Origin of the sequence: Serratia sp. FS14 (genome assembly GCF_000695995.1) — a bacterium.
GTDB lineage: Bacteria > Pseudomonadota > Gammaproteobacteria > Enterobacterales > Enterobacteriaceae > Serratia > Serratia nematodiphila.
Genome location: NZ_CP005927.1, coordinates 4,802,133 through 4,816,988 on the forward strand (window position 1 = coordinate 4,802,133; position 14,856 = coordinate 4,816,988).

Genomic DNA, 14,856 nt, shown 5'->3' on the forward strand with positions numbered 1-14,856 from the left:
CGCCCACCTTCCCTTATTCCAAAGCGCGCACTACACTCAGGCTACCGTGATAAGCACAACGCCTTGTGCAACGTCACAATTTTCGGCCGATGGCGGCCAATCAATAGCTGAAGGAACACCTATGCGTCTGATTACTGCACTTCCATTGCTGGCGGGCTTAATGCTGAGCACCAATCTGATGGCGGCCGACGCGACGACGGCGACGAAAACGCCTTCGCCGGCGCAGGCGGCCCAACAGAAACGCATGACCGATTGCAACCAGCAGGCATCCACCAAGTCGCTGAAAGGCGCCGATCGCTCCACCTTTATGAGCACCTGCCTGAAGTCCGAAGGCGCCGCTGCGTCCGGCAAAACCCTGACGCCGCAGCAGCAGAAAATGAAAAGCTGCAATGCCGACGCCAAGACCAAGGATCTGAAGGGCGACGCGCGTAAAACCTTCATGAGCAACTGCCTGAAAAAATCGGCCTGATTTTCCCTACGCCACGGCGCGTCCGGAGCGATTCCGACGTGCCGTTTCTCCCCCTTCCGCCTCAGCCTGAACGATTCAGCTTTTTCCTTTCGCCAGCCCTTACTTTGCGGCAAGAAATTGGCTATGGTTAGACACTATCGATTGCCGAGCCCCGGCTCGCGGCAATATAATGATTTTCGTTATCATTGAAATGTCAGATTATTAAGGAGTTAAGCTATGGCTGTAACCAAGCTGGTTCTGGTGCGTCACGGCGAAAGCCAGTGGAACCAAGAAAACCGCTTCACCGGTTGGTATGATGTTGATCTGTCCGACAAGGGCCGCACCGAAGCGAAAGCAGCAGGCAAGCTGTTGAAAGAAGAAGGTTTCACTTTCGACTTCGCTTACACCTCCGTACTGAAGCGCGCGATCCACACCCTGTGGAACATCCTCGACGAGCTGGATCAGGCCTGGTTGCCAACCGAAAAATCCTGGAAGCTGAACGAACGTCACTACGGCGCGCTGCAGGGTCTGAACAAAGCGGAAACCGCGGAAAAATACGGCGACGAGCAGGTGAAACAATGGCGTCGCGGCTTCGCGGTGACCCCACCTGAGCTGACCAAAGAAGACGAACGTTACCCTGGCCACGATCCGCGCTACGCTTCGCTGACCGAGCAAGAGCTGCCGCTGACCGAAAGCCTGGCGCTGACCATCGATCGCGTTATCCCTTACTGGGACGAAGAGATCCTGCCACGCATCAAGAGCGGCGAGCGCGTGATCGTTGCGGCGCACGGCAACTCCCTGCGCGCGCTGGTGAAATACCTGGATAACCTGAGCGAAGATGAAATCCTCGAGCTGAACATCCCAACCGGCGTGCCGTTGGTGTATGAGTTCGACGAGAACTTCAAGCCAACCAAACGTTACTACCTGGGTAACGCCGACGAGATCGCAGCAAAAGCGGCGGCCGTAGCGAACCAGGGTAAAGCGAAGTAATTTCGCCCGTTCACGAAAAAGCCCCCGGTTTTCACCGGGGGCTTTTTTATTGCTGCTGCGCCATCGCCTCATTCACCGCGTCCAGCCGTTCCTGCATCGCCGGATGGGTGCTGAGCCAGGCAGGCAGCGCCCAGTCATCGGTCTTTTCTCGTTCAGGCGCCTGCGCCAACGCGCGGTAGATCGCCGCCATTTCCGCCAGCGAACGCCCCTGGCGCTGCATTTCCGCTATCGCAAACGCATCCGCCTCACGCTCCATCCTGCGAGAAAACTGCATCTCATTCACGAAGGACGCAGACTGCAGCAGCGTATCGCCGATGCCGCTGACGTCACCCGTCATCCACATCAGCGTCAACGCCACCAGTGACGAACGCACTAACATGCGCATCGGGTGACGATGAGCGTGATGCCCCATCTCATGCAGCATCACCGCCGCCAGGCCATCGTCGTTTTTTGACAAGGTGACCAGGCTATCGCTGAGCACCAGCGTGCCGTCGGGCAACATAAAGGCGTTCGGCGCACCGGGCGCCGCCATCAGCTTCAGCGAGAGCGGCGTGCGCTCCTGGCGCATCTCGGCCGACATCACCTGCCGGAATAGCTGCTGCAACGCCCGTTGCCGCTCGGCCGGCAGTGCAGAGGGCGCGAAGCCGCTCTGGTCCAAAAACGTCTGCGTATGTTTGCCCAGCGTCTGTTCCACCGAGGTGGGGATGCGCATGGCGATCTCGCTGCTCGCCCACGGCAGCACCACATAAACGTAAGCCACTACCGCCAGCAGCGTCATCAGCAGCGCCAGGGCGACGCCGCGTTTATGGCGTTCCAGACGATGCACCCACCCTGGCGAACGGCGCTGATAGAACCAGCGGCGAAAGGCCGCGTCGTCGTCAGGTACAAAGCGCCCGCCGCCCTTGAAGGTGAGCGTCAGCGGAATATTGCCCAGCGCGGCAGAAACGGTGATGTCCGTCAGCGGGATGTAACGCTGTTCATCCTGCCGCTGCAACGTCACGCCTTCGCCGCTTTCGTTCACCAGCAGACGAGCCGCCTCACGTGCGGCCCGTCCCGGCAACTGATAAGCGCCTTCAAGGATCATCGGCGCCTCAGAAGTTGCCGCCCAGATCCAGCGCCTGCAGCGCTTCTTCGGCCACCGCGCTGTTGGCGCTTTCCTGATGCGCCGTAATGTCCAGCAGCGCCAGATCGCCTTCAACCGCCGTGCAGGCCGCCAGATAACGGGCATGACGCACTTCCGCCACCGGCGTCGCCAAACCGAGCGAGAACAGGGTAATCAGGGTATTGGTGATCAACAATCCCATGTATGGCAGCGTTTTCATTGAGGAATGCAGCTTGATGTCGCCGTTCAGCCTTGCCTGGTTAAACAGATAATTGCGCTGGGCAACGACCTGGTAGCTGCTGGCCACCAGCGCGCCGATCAACAGCACCACCATCATCAGCAGAAGGCTGCTGATATTGTCCAGCACCAGCACATCAATGGCTTCGTTGGTCAACAGACCCATCAACACCATCTGATAGAGAGTAAAGAAGAACGAACCGATGCACACCAACGCGACCAACATAAATGGCAGGAATATGAGCAGGCCGATCAAGGCAAATTTGATAAAGGCCGATTTCTTCAGTTCGGCAATAAACGGTGTGCGCCCGAAGAACAGGTTATTAACGTACAAATCATGCTGCAGTGCGCTAATAATACCATTTACCGCCGCAAATGCCGGCACGGCCAAAATCAACGTCAGCACCAGCATAAAAGCGATGGCGTTGATGCTGCCAAGACCGCTGCCAATGCCGAGCAAGATGATCAGACCGACATACAGCCCGATAATCAGCAATAACGGGCAGAACAGTAAAGCCCAATAGGCGCGCCCGGTGCGGCAGACATAATTAAAACGCACGCCGCGATAGCTCGACATAATCGCATTGTAGCGCCAGCTGCGGATAACGATCCACGGCAGCAGGGCAAGCAACACCAGCAAAGCCAGCAGCCCCAACAGTGGCGTTATCGCCAGCAAGATATAAAACACGATGATGCCGCCGATCACCAACAGCCGCCCTTTCAGAATTTGCAGCGGTTGTGCATGGTAGTCGAAACGATCGCCGTCCAATTCCGTGTTGCCGTAAAAATAGCGGCGACGGCGCACCGTCGCCCAGGCGGAATAGATGCCCAGGGTCAGGGCGGTCAATAATGCATTGACTAACCAAATAGCGAAGTACTCACCACCTTTCCCATGGAATTTAATCCGGTGCAGCCCCAGCGGCTGCGAGGTATTGTTTGTCATAATTCTTTCATCCTGAAAGGAATAAGGTCATACCACTCCCCACTTATTAGGCCTGCGGGGTTTATGGAATAAAAAAAGCGTCTTATATAAGCACAATGCCGCGAGCAGTGACAATTATTCTTTTCTTAAATAGGAATAATGCGAAGGGGGTCGCTTAAAGACTTAATTGGCCCATTAACTGTAAGCCTTAAAGTCGTGGAATACAGAGAAGTGCAATGACAAGGATAAAACAAGGGCCCGCTATCGGGCCCTTTTCATTGTTTGCGGTTATCCGCGGCGCGCTTTTACCGCCGCCGCCAGATCGCGCAGCACGGTTTCGGTGTCCTGCCAGCCGATGCAGCCGTCGGTCACGCTCTTGCCGTAAACCAGCGGTTCGCCGCTTTCGAGGTTCTGGTTGCCTTCCACCAGGTGGCTTTCGATCATCACGCCGATGATCGCTTTTTCACCGCCGCTGATCTGCCCGCACACGTCCGCACTCACGTCCAGCTGCTTTTTGAATTGTTTGCTGCTGTTGGCGTGGCTGAAGTCGATCATCACCTGCGCCGGCAGCCCGGCTTTGCTCAGGCCGGCTTTGACGTCCTTCACGTGCGCCGCGCTGTAGTTCGGCTCTTTGCCGCCGCGCAGGATAATGTGGCAGTCGCCGTTGCCGCTGGTGTTAACGATCGCCGAGTGGCCCCACTTGGTCACCGACAGGAAGCAGTGCGGCGCGCCGGCGGCGTTGATGGCGTCGATCGCCACCTTGATGGTGCCGTCGGTACCGTTCTTGAAGCCGACCGGGCACGAGAGGCCGGAGGCCAGCTCGCGGTGCACCTGCGATTCCGTGGTGCGCGCGCCGATGGCGCCCCAGCTCATCAGATCCGCCAGGTACTGCGGCGTGATCATGTCGAGGAATTCGCCGGCGGCCGGCAGGCCGCTGTCGTTGATCTCCACCAGCAGCTTGCGCGCCAGGTGCAGGCCGTCGTTGATGTTGAAGCTGTTGTCCATCTGCGGATCGTTGATCAGGCCTTTCCAGCCCACGGTGGTGCGCGGTTTTTCGAAGTACACGCGCATCACCACTTCCAGCTCGCCGCTCAGTTCTTCACGCAGCGCCAGCAGGCGCCCCGCGTACTCTTTGGCGGCTTGGGTATCATGGATGGAGCAAGGGCCAATCACCACCAGCAGGCGATCGTCGCTGCCGCGGAGGATATTGTGAATTGCGCTGCGGGCCTGGGACACCGTCTTTGCCGCGCGTTCAGTGGCCGGGAATTTCTCCAGCAGAGCCACCGGCGGCAGGAGTTCCTTAATATCATTAATGCGTAAATCGTCGTTTTGGTAATTCATAGCTTTTCCATTCGGTATCGTGGGGTCTTTCGCAGTGCGTAACGGTGTAGATCTCAACAATCTAGCCTGTGAGAATGGCGCTGTAAATCACCTTTGCCCCCCGCCGCTGGAACCGCCAAATTAACAGCAGATTGTGCTGTTTCATCAGGGGAGCGCAGAGCCTCCTTTTTCGCTATGCTAGCGATCGGAATATAAAGTGACCCGAGTTGAACATGCCCTCTCTGTTATTAGTTGATGACCACCCGGTGGTCCATGTCGCACTGGAAGCGGCGCTAATGAAATCAGCCCGCGCCTACCGCCTGCAGGCGGCGCAGGACGACGTTCAGGCGCTGGCCCTGCTGGCCGAGGCCGCTTTCGGCCTGGTGATCCTGGATATCGGCCTGCCGCAGGTCGACGGGCTGCAGCTGTTGAAAAAAATCCGCCGCCACTACCCGCAACAAAAGATCCTGATCTACACCGCGCAGGAAGCCGATGTGTACGCACGCATGGCGCATGCCGCCGGCGCCGACGGTTTCGTCAATAAAGGCAGCTCGCTGGCGGAGTTGGTGCAGGCGATCGAGCAGGTGCTGGACGGTGAAACCAGCTTCCCCGCCGCCGCGCTGGCCGAAGAGGCGCCGACGGCGGACGGCGGGCTGCTCACGCCCAAGGAGCTCGAGGTGCTGGGCTTGCTGAGCCAGGGGCTGTCCAACCTGCAGATCGCCGACCGGCTGCACATCAGCAACAAGACCGTCAGCACGCACAAGAAAAACATCCAGCGCAAAACCGGCGCCGGCAACCTGCTGGAACTGGTGGCGGTGTTTAAAGAGCTGGCGCCATGATGCGCCGCGCCCTGCTGCTGCTGATCCTGTGGTGCGGCCTGGCGCAGGCGGCGGAGCCGGTGCGCTATCAGCTGGTCAGCAACCTGAATCCCCCCGAGAATATGCTGATCGTCGGCGAGAAAAATCCCTGGCGCGATCGCACGCTGCGCGTCGGCATCATCAGTGAGAACACCAGCCCGTACAACATCATCGTGGACGACGATCTGTATGGGCTGAACGCCGACTACCTCGGCTATATCCAGCAGGTAACCGGCATCCGCTTCGCCATTTACGGCTTCGCCGATCTGACCCAGCTGGAACAGGCGCTGCACGACGGCAAGGTCGATCTGCTGTACGGCATCCCGCAGAGCGAAGCGCTGCACGGGCTGGAGATCTCCCAGCCTTACTACATCAGCAACCTGCGCGTATTGCGCGATCGCAGCAACGATCGGCCGGTGATGCTCAATTCCGCCAACGCCCGCGTCGCGATCGGCGCGCTGACCGACATGCAGTCCGGCGGCGCCCTGCAGGCGGTGGCGTCGCAGATCCAGCGCTACGACAACAACCTGCAGGCTGTCTATTCGCTGCTCAACGGCAGCAGCGACTACTTTATCGCCGACGAGGCCAGCGCCAGCTTTATCATCGACCAGCTGCAGCTCGGCCAGCTCTATCAAATTGAAAGCAACGAGAACCTGGGCAACCTTTCCTTCGTGTTCGCCGCCGCCGACCCGCGCCTGATAGACACGCTGGACACCGCCATCGCCGACGCGCCGATGGAACTGATGAATGCCCTGCAGAGCCGCTGGAGCAAAAAGATCCCCAGCTACCTCGATACCGGCAATGCCGATCTGACGACGATGGAGAAGAATTGGGTGGCGAGCCACCGCGTGGTTTACTACGCCGCCATCGAGAACAACTTCCCGTTCGCCTACCGCGGTTCCGACGGCCAGCCGCGCGGCTATGCCATCGATATTCTCAACATCATCGCGCAAAACACCGGGCTGCGTTTCGCGCCGCTGTGGGCGCGCAATGCCGAGCAGGCCGATCAGCTGGTGCAGTCCGGCCAGGCCAGCTTCCGCGCCGCCCTGCCGCTGGCGCGCGGCGTCAAGGCGCGCTATGGCGCCAGCATGCCGATCCACCGTTCGCTGTGGGGCGTTTACGTCGGCCAGTATGCCAACGGCGTCTCGACCTGGGGCGATCTGGCCGGCAAGCGCATCGGCGTACTGCAGGGCGATTTGGCTCAGGGGCTGGTGCCGGAGCAGGAACAGACCGTCAGCTTCGCCGACAGCAAGTCGATGTACGACGCGCTGGCCAACGGCCAGCTGGATGCGCTGGTGGATAACGTCATCTCCGCCAACTTTTTGGCGCTGTCGCGCTATTCCGGCGCCATCAAGCTGGCCTTCGCCGCCAACAACATCCCCTATCCGGTGGCCTTCGGCGTGCGCCGCGATCAACCGCTGCTGCTGGCGATCCTCGATAAGAACCTGATGCAGATCCCGGCGGATACCCTGCAATCGCTGCGCGACGAGTGGATCGTCGACCGCAGCAACCTTATCGACGCGGTGAACGACAACCGCATGCCGCCGCAGACCACCTGGCTGCTGGCGCTGTTGGCCGCCGCCACCGTGCTGCTGCTGGCGCTGACGCTGCGCCGTTTCATGCTGCAGCGCCGTGAAAAACGCGAACGCGAAGAGCTCGAGCAGGCGCGCCGCCGCGCCGAAGCGGAAAATCGCATGAAGAGCAAATTCCTCGCCACCGTCAGCCATGAACTGCGCACGCCGATGCACGCCATCCTCGGCCTGCTGGAACTGGAGCTCAAACGCCAACCTGCGCCGGAAGGCCTGCCGGTGATTTACAGTTCGGCCTCATCGCTGCTCAACCTGCTCAACGACCTGCAGGATCACGCGCGGCTGGAAACCGGGTCGTTGACGCTGGCGCCGAAACCGGTGGCGCTGCACCCCTGGGTCGCGCGCATCGACGCCCTTTACCGGCCGCTTATCGGCGAACGGCCGTTGACCTTGAGCGTGGTGGCGGATCCGGCGCTGCCGGAGGCGGTGATTATTGATGGTGAGCGTTTACTTCAGGTGGCTAACAACCTGATAAACAACGCGATAAAGTTCACGCCGCGCGGCGCCATTCAGGTCGACGTCGGCTGGCGCGCACAGGATGAACGACGGGGAGAGTTGCAGTTAACGGTGAACGACAGCGGCTGCGGCATCGCCGCCGATGAGGTAGGCAAGTTGTTCCAACCGTTTTACCGCGCGCGCGGCGCGCAACGCATCTCGGTGCAAGGTACCGGTTTGGGCCTGTCGATCTGCAAAGAAATCGTCGAACAGATGGGCGGCCGCATCGAGTTGCACTCGCAGCCGGGCGTCGGCACCCGCGTCGAGGTCGCGATACCGGTCGAGCTGAGCGGCGCCGCGCCGGCTGGCGCCCAGGAGGAGCGCACCTTTGCTCTGCCGTCTTCCGCCTTGCGTACCGCGCTGATCGACGACCATCCCACCAATTTGTTGTTGCTGGAACGCCAGCTGCGCCACTTCGGGCTGCAGCCGGCCCGCTTTGAACAAGGCTATGCGCTGCTGAAGGCTCAGCGCCGGCAGCCTTTCGATCTGCTGTTTATCGACTATAACATGCCGCGCCCGGACGGCCTGACGCTGGCCAGGCTGATCCGCCGCGACGAACAGCGGCTACGGCGCCCGCCTTGCCGCATCGTGCTCTGCTCGGCAGACGTGCAGGAGTTTACCCGCATCCCGCCAGGGCTGGTGGCGATCGACCACTTCCTGACCAAGCCGATTTCACTGGCGGCGATCGGCCAGGTATTGGCTCAGCAACCGCAGGTTCAGGAAGAAAAGTTAGTCCTTACTGACCTGCGGCAAACGCTGGCCGAAATGGCGGGCGGCGATCGCGCCATGATGCAGCGGCTGGCGCAGACGCTCAGCGGCACGCTGCGGCAAGACCGGCAGCGGCTCGCGGATGCCGTCGCCGCGAGCGACTGGTCACGCCTGGAACAGGCGGCGCACCGCATCAAGGGCAGCCTGCTGATGCTGCAGCTGCCGGAAGCCGCGCAGCTGTGCCAGCAACTGGTGGAAACCGCACGTCGGGGCGAGCTTGCCGCCGCCGCTTATACTAAATTAAAGGCGTTAGTGGCGCAGATAGAACCGGAGCTGGACGCTCTGCTCGCCGCCGCCCCCACTTTCGCTATGCATAAGGATGAATAATGTCGGACACTCCACACGTACACCTGCCGAAAGACAGTAATAGTAAACGCCTACTGACCGCTTTTTTAGTCACCGCCGTCTTTATGGTGGCCGAGGTGGTCGGCGGCCTGTTGTCCGGCTCGCTGGCGCTGTTGGCCGACGCGGGGCACATGCTGACCGATGCCGCCGCGCTGCTGGTGGCGCTGATGGCGGTGCACTTTTCCCAGCGCAAGCCCAACGCGCGCCACACCTTTGGCTATCTGCGCCTGACCACCCTGGCGGCCTTCCTCAACGCCGCGGCGCTACTGGTGATCGTGGTATTCATCCTGTGGGAGGCGATACGGCGTTTCTTCGAACCCCAGCCGGTGATGGGCACTCCGATGCTGATCATCGCCATAGCGGGGCTGCTGGCGAACCTGTTCGCCTTCTGGCTGCTGCATCGCGGCAACGAAGAGAAAAATATCAACGTGAGGGCGGCCGCGCTGCATGTACTGGGCGACCTGCTCGGCTCGGTGGGGGCCATCGTCGCCGCCATCGTCATTCTTGCCACCGGCTGGACGCCGATTGACCCGATCCTGTCGGTGCTGGTCTCCTGTCTGGTGCTGCGCAGCGCCTGGCGGCTGCTGAAGGAGAGCTTCCACGAGCTGCTGGAAGGCACGCCGCAGGAGGTCGACATCGCCAAGCTGCAAAAAGACCTGTGCCTGAACATCCCGGAAGTGCGCAATATCCACCACGTACACGTCTGGCAGATCGGCGAACAGAAGCTGATGACGCTGCATGCGCAGGTGATCCCGCCGCATGACCACGATGGGCTGTTGCAACGCATTCAGGCTTATCTGTTGGAACACTACAAGATTGGCCACGTGACCATTCAGATGGAGTACCGGCACTGTGAGACGCCGGACTGCGGCATCAACCGGGCGCCGGAGCCGAGTGAACACTCACATGCCGAAGCGCATTCGCACCTGGGGCATCGCCACTAAGCCAAGAGGGCGCCATCACGGCGCCCTCTGCTGTTATTACGGAGCGGAAGATAACGGATTGGAATGGTTGCGCCCGGCACTCTTGATCCACAGCCAGGAGCCGTTCAGGGCGATCAGCGTCAGAATGACATACTCCAGCGCCATCGCATACACGCCCTGGTAGGCAAAGATCGCCACGCTGATGACATCGATCACCACCCACAGCAACCAGTTTTCCACGTACTTGCGCGTCATCAGGATCATCGCCACGATGGACAGCACCATCATCGCCGAATCCCAGAATGGGAACGCGTCCGGCTGCAGCGTCGGCATCTGCACGTTCAGCCCCAGCCCTTGCATCACCGCTACCGCAATCTGCGTCAGCCAGGCGAACACGCGGTCAATGTTGAAAGTCATCAGGCCAATGCCGATAACGCAAACCGCTGCCCAGGCCAACGCTTTCGGCAGCGGCAGCCAGCGGATCTGCAGCTCGGCCTGATTATCCTGCGTCTGGCGGCTCCAGGCATACCAACCGTAAATGTTGGCGCCGAAGAAAAACAGCTGCAGCAGCAGGCTGGCGTACAGCTGGATCTGGAAGAAAATCACCGCGAACAGCGTGACGTTGATCAGGCCGAACAGGTAGTTGATGATTTTTTCCTTGCTGGCGTACCAGATGCACAGCAACCCGAACAGTGTGCCGATGGCTTCGATCCACGACAGATCGTAACCGCCCGCGCCAAGCGGAATATGCACCAGAATATTGCTGGTACTGAAGAAGCTCATGAGGTCATCCTTTTAAACGGTTAAGCGTTGCCTTTAACCTGCATCTTAAGCTGAGCGGCGAAATCCAGCATGCGGTTCAGCGGCACCAGCGCCTTCTCACGCAGCGCGGCGTCCACGTGGATCTCATGCTGCGCGCCCCCCTGCTCCAGCCCTTCGGCAATCGCCTTCAGGCCATTCATCGCCATCCACGGGCAATGCGCGCAGCTGCGGCAGGTCGCGCCCTCTCCGGCGGTCGGCGCCTCGAACAGTTCCTTGTCCGGACAAGCCTGCTGCATCTTGTAAAAGATACCGCGATCGGTGGCGACAATCAGCTGTTGATGCGGCAATGTTTTCGCCGCCTGAATCAGTTGGCTGGTCGATCCCACCGCATCCGCCAGCTCGACCACCGCCTGAGGCGATTCGGGATGCACCAGGATGGCCGCCTGCGGATAGAGCGCCTTCATGCGCCGCAGCGCCTGGGTCTTGAACTCGTCATGGACAATGCAGGCACCTTGCCAGCACAGCACGTCGGCGCCGGTCTGCTTCTGCACATAGCTGCCGAGATGACGATCCGGCGCCCAGATAATTTTCTCGCCCAGGCTATCCAGATGCTCGATCAGTTCGACGGCGATGCTGGAGGTCACCACCCAGTCAGCGCGCGCTTTGACCGCCGCCGAGGTATTCGCATAAACCACCACGGTGCGATCGGGATGACTGTCGCAAAACGCATGAAATTCCTCTTCCGGGCAGCCCAGATCCAGCGAACATTCGGCAAACAGCGTCGGCATCAGCACCTGCTTTTCCGGGCTGAGGATCTTGGCGGTTTCCCCCATGAAACGCACGCCGGCCACCAACAGCGTCGAAGCCGGATGCGCGCTGCCGAAGCGCGCCATTTCCAGCGAATCCGCCACGCAGCCGCCGGTTTCTTCCGCCAGCGCCTGGATTTCCGGGTCGGTATAATAATGGGCGACCATTACCGCGTTGCGCTGCTTGAGCAGGGTTTTGATCTTCTCGCGATAAAAGGCTTTTTCCGCTACGTCCAGCGGTACCGGTTTCGGCGGGAAGGGATACACCGCCGCGTTGACATCAAACATTTCACTCATCGCTGCAATCTCATGCTAGGCTGGGCGCCTGCCGCGTGAATATCGCCTGCCGCAACGCCCCTCGTTTTATATACTAAACAAAATACCTAAAACCGCGCGAAAAGTCCGCTGATATTTTCATATTTACGCACTCAGTGTTTAATAGATTAAAAACACAGACATTGACCACGCAGATCACGACGGATAATGTCCTGGTGGGGGCGTATGGCGTTCAGAGAAGAGCGAGATGCCGATCGATGCAGTGTTGAAACGAGAAAGCAGGGATTCAGGTTTGGGTATTACAGAAACGAAAAAAGCGCCAAAAGGCGCTTTTTTCTGTATTGGTGGGTCGTGCAGGATTGATTCGGCCTGTGGCCTCACCCTGCGGGCAACGCTACGCGTTGTCGTATCGCTGCGCGATGCTCGAACCTCTACGGTTCTCATCCTGCACGATTCGGTGAACTCTGTTGGCAAGAGGATAAAGTCAGGTTTGGGTATTACAGAAACGAAAAAAGCGCCAAAAGGCGCTTTTTTCTGAATTGGTGGGTCGTGCAGGATTCGAACCTGCGACCAATTGATTAAAAGTCAACTGCTCTACCAACTGAGCTAACGACCCGCAGAGTGGTGGGTGATGACGGGCTCGAACCGCCGACCCCCTCCGTGTAAAGGAGATGCTCTACCAACTGAGCTAATCACCCACTGCTGTGGTACTGCTATTTTTCACACCTTGCTCTATCAAAGAGTGGTGGGTCGTGCAGGATAACTCGGCCTTTGGCCTCGCCCTAACGGGCCATCACCGGGGTGATGTTGTCTCGCTTCGCGAGACTCGAACCTCTACGGTTCTCATCCTGACGATTTAACACCTTGCTCTATCAAAGAGTGGTGGGTCGTGCAGGATTCGAACCTGCGACCAATTGATTAAAAGTCAACTGCTCTACCAACTGAGCTAACGACCCACTGATGTGGTTTACTGCTGGTGGCGAATAGGTTACAAAAACCGACTCGCGGAAAACAAGGATGGGGATGTTCAGGACAACTCGACGGGTACTCGACTCGGACCTTTACTTTGCCACATCAAACCTATTCTGAAGCTGCCATTTTCTAAGAATGGTGGGTCGTGCAGGATAACTCGGCCTTTGGCCTCGCCCTTGCGGGCCATCACCGGAGTGATGTTGTCTCGCTTTGCGAGACTCGAACCTTTACGGTTCTCATCCTTTACGATTCTCTATTGCAGCCATTCTCTAAGAATGGTGGGTCGTGCAGGATTCGAACCTGCGACCAATTGATTAAAAGTCAACTGCTCTACCAACTGAGCTAACGACCCATAACAGTGGTGGGTGATGACGGGCTCGAACCGCCGACCCCCTCCGTGTAAAGGAGATGCTCTACCAACTGAGCTAATCACCCACTGTTGTGGTTACTGCTACTTCAGAAATTGGTGGGTCGTGCAGGATTCGAACCTGCGACCAATTGATTAAAAGTCAACTGCTCTACCAACTGAGCTAACGACCCAATTTCCCTGCCGCTTTAACATCTTGCAAGATGTCTTGGCAACGGCGGCATATATTACTAATTTATCTTGGCAGCGCAACCTAAATTTTTTACTGATGCGTTCAACTGCTTGTTCTTCACGCGAATGAGCCCAGAAATCGGTCAAATCGACTAACTTCTGGGCTCATTTTTCTAACCGTTAACCGCCTACGCGACTTTTCGCCTGCTTGGCCGCCGCACTGGTTGGGTATTGTTTAATCACCTGCTGGAACACGGCCTTGGCTTTATCAGCCTGCCCTTTTTCCTGCATGATGATACCCACCTTGTACATGGCGTCCGGCGCCTTCGGTGATTTAGCGTAATTCTTCACCACCACCGCAAAATAATAGGCCGCATCGTCTTTTTTACCCTTGTTGTAGAACAACTGACCCAGCCAATAGTTGGCGTTGGGCTGGTAAGTAGACTTCGGGTACTGTTTTACGAAGGACTGAAAGGCGGAAATCGCCTGGTCATACTGTTTTTTTTCCAGCGCCAGAGAAACAGCGGCGTTGTAGTCACTGTTCTCATCACCGCCACTCGGTGTTGCAGAGGCGGCTGCAGGCGCGCTGCTGCCCGCATCGGAAGATGCGCCTGCGGCTGCCCCGCCGGCAGCGCCCGCTGCCGCAGAGGCGCTCTGAGCGCCGCCCTGGCTGAGGCTATCCATCTGTTGATAGATTTGCTTCTGGCGTTCAACGACCTGATTCAACTGATACTGGCTTTCCTGGATCTGCCCACGGAGAGAATCAATATCGCGTTGATTGTCAGAGAGTTGCTGCTGGAGTTGGTTTAAAAGCTGGCCTTGAGCATTGCTGATGCGCTCAAGCGAGGTGACACGGTCTTCGACCGAGCCGGAGCCGACATTACTGATTGGCGCTTGGGCAGTAGCGGCCCAAGGGGCCGCTACGCCAACCAGTAACGACAGACTCAACAGGTGACGTCTGAAGTTACTGTTCATGCGATTCTCTTAGTAAACCAGAACGGCACGACGGTTTTTAGCATAAGCCGCTTCGTCGTGGCCCAGTACTGCTGGTTTTTCTTTACCGTAAGAAACGATAGAGATCTGGTCAGCGGAAACGCCTTTACCTTGCAGGTACATTTTAACGGCGTTAGCACGACGCTCACCCAGAGCGATGTTGTATTCCGGCGTGCCGCGTTCGTCAGCGTGGCCTTCAACGGTCACTTTGTAAGACGGGTTGTTACGCAGGAATGCAGCGTGCGCGTCCAGCATCTGAGCGAATTCGGAGCTTACGTCATACTTGTCCAGGCCGAAGTAAACGATGTTGTTCTTCTGCAGTTCTTGCATCTGCAGACGAGCTTGTTCTTCGGAAGACAGGTTGCTGCTGCCGTTTTCCATACCAGTGCCGGCGCCAGCGCCCATACCAGATTGGTCGTTGTTCGCGCTTTTGTTAGAACTACAAGCTGCTACAGCCAGAACTGGCAGTGCCAGCAGAAGCCCTTTCAGCACTTTGTTCAGTTGCATTTCTTT

The 14,856-nt window shown here is 58.5% G+C and carries 12 protein-coding genes, 6 tRNA genes and 3 other RNA genes; 5 read left to right on the forward strand and 16 right to left on the reverse strand.

Annotated elements, in window-relative coordinates; genetic code table 11:
* Nucleotides 1–121 precede the first annotated feature (121 nt).
* Complete coding sequence (locus tag L085_RS22010; RefSeq protein ID WP_028127665.1) at nt 122–469, forward strand: PsiF family protein; 348 nt, start codon at nt 122–124, stop codon at nt 467–469.
* A gap of 216 nt (nt 470–685) precedes the next feature.
* On the forward strand, nt 686–1,438 hold the full coding sequence (gene gpmA / locus L085_RS22015; RefSeq protein WP_004939834.1) for a 2,3-diphosphoglycerate-dependent phosphoglycerate mutase: 753 nt from the start codon (nt 686–688) through the stop codon (nt 1,436–1,438).
* Nucleotides 1,439–1,484: 46 nt separating this feature from the next.
* On the opposite strand, the gene L085_RS22020 is transcribed toward gpmA, so the two are convergent.
* From L085_RS22020 to aroG, 3 genes are all read right to left on the reverse strand, one after another.
* The gene (locus L085_RS22020; protein ID WP_044031746.1) at nt 1,485–2,522 is read right to left on the reverse strand and encodes a M48 family metallopeptidase; all 1,038 of its coding nucleotides are present in this window, start codon (nt 2,520–2,522) and stop codon (nt 1,485–1,487) included.
* A 7-nt stretch (nt 2,523–2,529) separates the two neighbouring features.
* On the reverse strand, nt 2,530–3,720 hold the full coding sequence (locus tag L085_RS22025; RefSeq protein ID WP_015376988.1) for a DUF898 family protein: 1,191 nt from the start codon (nt 3,718–3,720) through the stop codon (nt 2,530–2,532).
* 267 nt (nt 3,721–3,987) lie between these two features.
* Entirely contained in the window at nt 3,988–5,040 is a 1,053-nt protein-coding gene (gene aroG, locus L085_RS22030) for a 3-deoxy-7-phosphoheptulonate synthase AroG (RefSeq protein ID WP_044031747.1), read from the reverse strand.
* A 212-nt stretch (nt 5,041–5,252) separates the two neighbouring features.
* Here aroG and L085_RS22035 point away from each other — a divergent pair, with 212 nt between their 5' ends.
* The 3 genes from L085_RS22035 to zitB are packed head-to-tail and all read left to right on the forward strand — an operon-like array spanning nt 5,253 to nt 10,017.
* Nucleotides 5,253–5,858, forward strand: a complete 606-nt coding sequence (locus L085_RS22035) for a response regulator transcription factor (protein WP_015376986.1) — start codon at nt 5,253–5,255, stop codon at nt 5,856–5,858.
* Nucleotides 5,855–9,055, forward strand: coding sequence for a transporter substrate-binding domain-containing protein (locus L085_RS22040; protein ID WP_044031748.1), 3,201 nt, complete (start codon nt 5,855–5,857; stop codon nt 9,053–9,055). The genes L085_RS22035 and L085_RS22040 overlap by 4 nt, the downstream gene beginning before the upstream one ends.
* On the forward strand, nt 9,055–10,017 hold the full coding sequence (gene zitB, locus L085_RS22045) for a CDF family zinc transporter ZitB (protein ID WP_015376984.1): 963 nt from the start codon (nt 9,055–9,057) through the stop codon (nt 10,015–10,017). The genes L085_RS22040 and zitB overlap by 1 nt, the downstream gene beginning before the upstream one ends.
* A 36-nt stretch (nt 10,018–10,053) precedes the next feature.
* Here zitB and pnuC read toward each other — a convergent pair whose 3' ends face one another.
* The 13 genes from pnuC to pal form a co-directional block, all read right to left on the reverse strand.
* The gene (gene pnuC, locus L085_RS22050) at nt 10,054–10,779 is read right to left on the reverse strand and encodes a nicotinamide riboside transporter PnuC (protein WP_021504601.1); all 726 of its coding nucleotides are present in this window, start codon (nt 10,777–10,779) and stop codon (nt 10,054–10,056) included.
* Between the two features lie 20 nt (nt 10,780–10,799).
* Nucleotides 10,800–11,861, reverse strand: a complete 1,062-nt coding sequence (gene nadA / locus L085_RS22055) for a quinolinate synthase NadA (protein ID WP_015376982.1) — start codon at nt 11,859–11,861, stop codon at nt 10,800–10,802.
* 321 nt (nt 11,862–12,182) lie between these two features.
* Nucleotides 12,183–12,305, reverse strand: a non-coding RNA gene (locus tag L085_RS24905) — RtT sRNA.
* 75 nt (nt 12,306–12,380) lie between these two features.
* Nucleotides 12,381–12,456: transfer RNA gene (locus L085_RS22060), tRNA-Lys, on the reverse strand.
* Between the two features lie 6 nt (nt 12,457–12,462).
* A tRNA-Val gene (locus L085_RS22065) sits at nt 12,463–12,538 on the reverse strand.
* A 45-nt stretch (nt 12,539–12,583) separates the two neighbouring features.
* A non-coding RNA gene (locus tag L085_RS24910) (RtT sRNA) lies at nt 12,584–12,707 on the reverse strand.
* A 13-nt stretch (nt 12,708–12,720) separates the two neighbouring features.
* Nucleotides 12,721–12,796: transfer RNA gene (locus tag L085_RS22070), tRNA-Lys, on the reverse strand.
* A gap of 152 nt (nt 12,797–12,948) precedes the next feature.
* Nucleotides 12,949–13,073, reverse strand: a non-coding RNA gene (locus tag L085_RS24915) — RtT sRNA.
* A gap of 15 nt (nt 13,074–13,088) precedes the next feature.
* Nucleotides 13,089–13,164 (reverse strand) — tRNA-Lys (locus L085_RS22075).
* A 7-nt stretch (nt 13,165–13,171) separates the two neighbouring features.
* Nucleotides 13,172–13,247, reverse strand: a tRNA-Val gene (locus L085_RS22080).
* Between the two features lie 29 nt (nt 13,248–13,276).
* Nucleotides 13,277–13,352 (reverse strand) — tRNA-Lys (locus tag L085_RS22085).
* Between the two features lie 178 nt (nt 13,353–13,530).
* Nucleotides 13,531–14,325, reverse strand: coding sequence for a cell division protein CpoB (cpoB, locus tag L085_RS22090; RefSeq protein ID WP_004939852.1), 795 nt, complete (start codon nt 14,323–14,325; stop codon nt 13,531–13,533).
* 9 nt (nt 14,326–14,334) lie between these two features.
* Nucleotides 14,335–14,850, reverse strand: coding sequence for a peptidoglycan-associated lipoprotein Pal (pal, locus tag L085_RS22095; protein WP_004939853.1), 516 nt, complete (start codon nt 14,848–14,850; stop codon nt 14,335–14,337).
* Nucleotides 14,851–14,856: the final 6 nt, after the last annotated feature.

Excerpts from the sequence above, each read along its gene's own strand:
- L085_RS22010 (WP_028127665.1), top strand. The coding sequence starts at position 122 with ATGCGTCTGATTACTGCACTTCCATTGCTGGCGGGCTTAATGCTGAGC.
- gpmA (WP_004939834.1), top strand. The coding sequence starts at position 686 with ATGGCTGTAACCAAGCTGGTTCTGGTGCGTCACGGCGAAAGCCAGTGG.
- L085_RS22020 (WP_044031746.1), bottom strand. The coding sequence starts at position 2,522 with ATGATCCTTGAAGGCGCTTATCAGTTGCCGGGACGGGCCGCACGTGAG.
- L085_RS22025 (WP_015376988.1), bottom strand. The coding sequence starts at position 3,720 with ATGACAAACAATACCTCGCAGCCGCTGGGGCTGCACCGGATTAAATTC.
- aroG (WP_044031747.1), bottom strand. The coding sequence starts at position 5,040 with ATGAATTACCAAAACGACGATTTACGCATTAATGATATTAAGGAACTC.
- L085_RS22035 (WP_015376986.1), top strand. The coding sequence starts at position 5,253 with ATGCCCTCTCTGTTATTAGTTGATGACCACCCGGTGGTCCATGTCGCA.
- L085_RS22040 (WP_044031748.1), top strand. The coding sequence starts at position 5,855 with ATGATGCGCCGCGCCCTGCTGCTGCTGATCCTGTGGTGCGGCCTGGCG.
- zitB (WP_015376984.1), top strand. The coding sequence starts at position 9,055 with ATGTCGGACACTCCACACGTACACCTGCCGAAAGACAGTAATAGTAAA.
- pnuC (WP_021504601.1), bottom strand. The coding sequence starts at position 10,779 with ATGAGCTTCTTCAGTACCAGCAATATTCTGGTGCATATTCCGCTTGGC.
- nadA (WP_015376982.1), bottom strand. The coding sequence starts at position 11,861 with ATGAGTGAAATGTTTGATGTCAACGCGGCGGTGTATCCCTTCCCGCCG.
- cpoB (WP_004939852.1), bottom strand. The coding sequence starts at position 14,325 with ATGAACAGTAACTTCAGACGTCACCTGTTGAGTCTGTCGTTACTGGTT.
- pal (WP_004939853.1), bottom strand. The coding sequence starts at position 14,850 with ATGCAACTGAACAAAGTGCTGAAAGGGCTTCTGCTGGCACTGCCAGTT.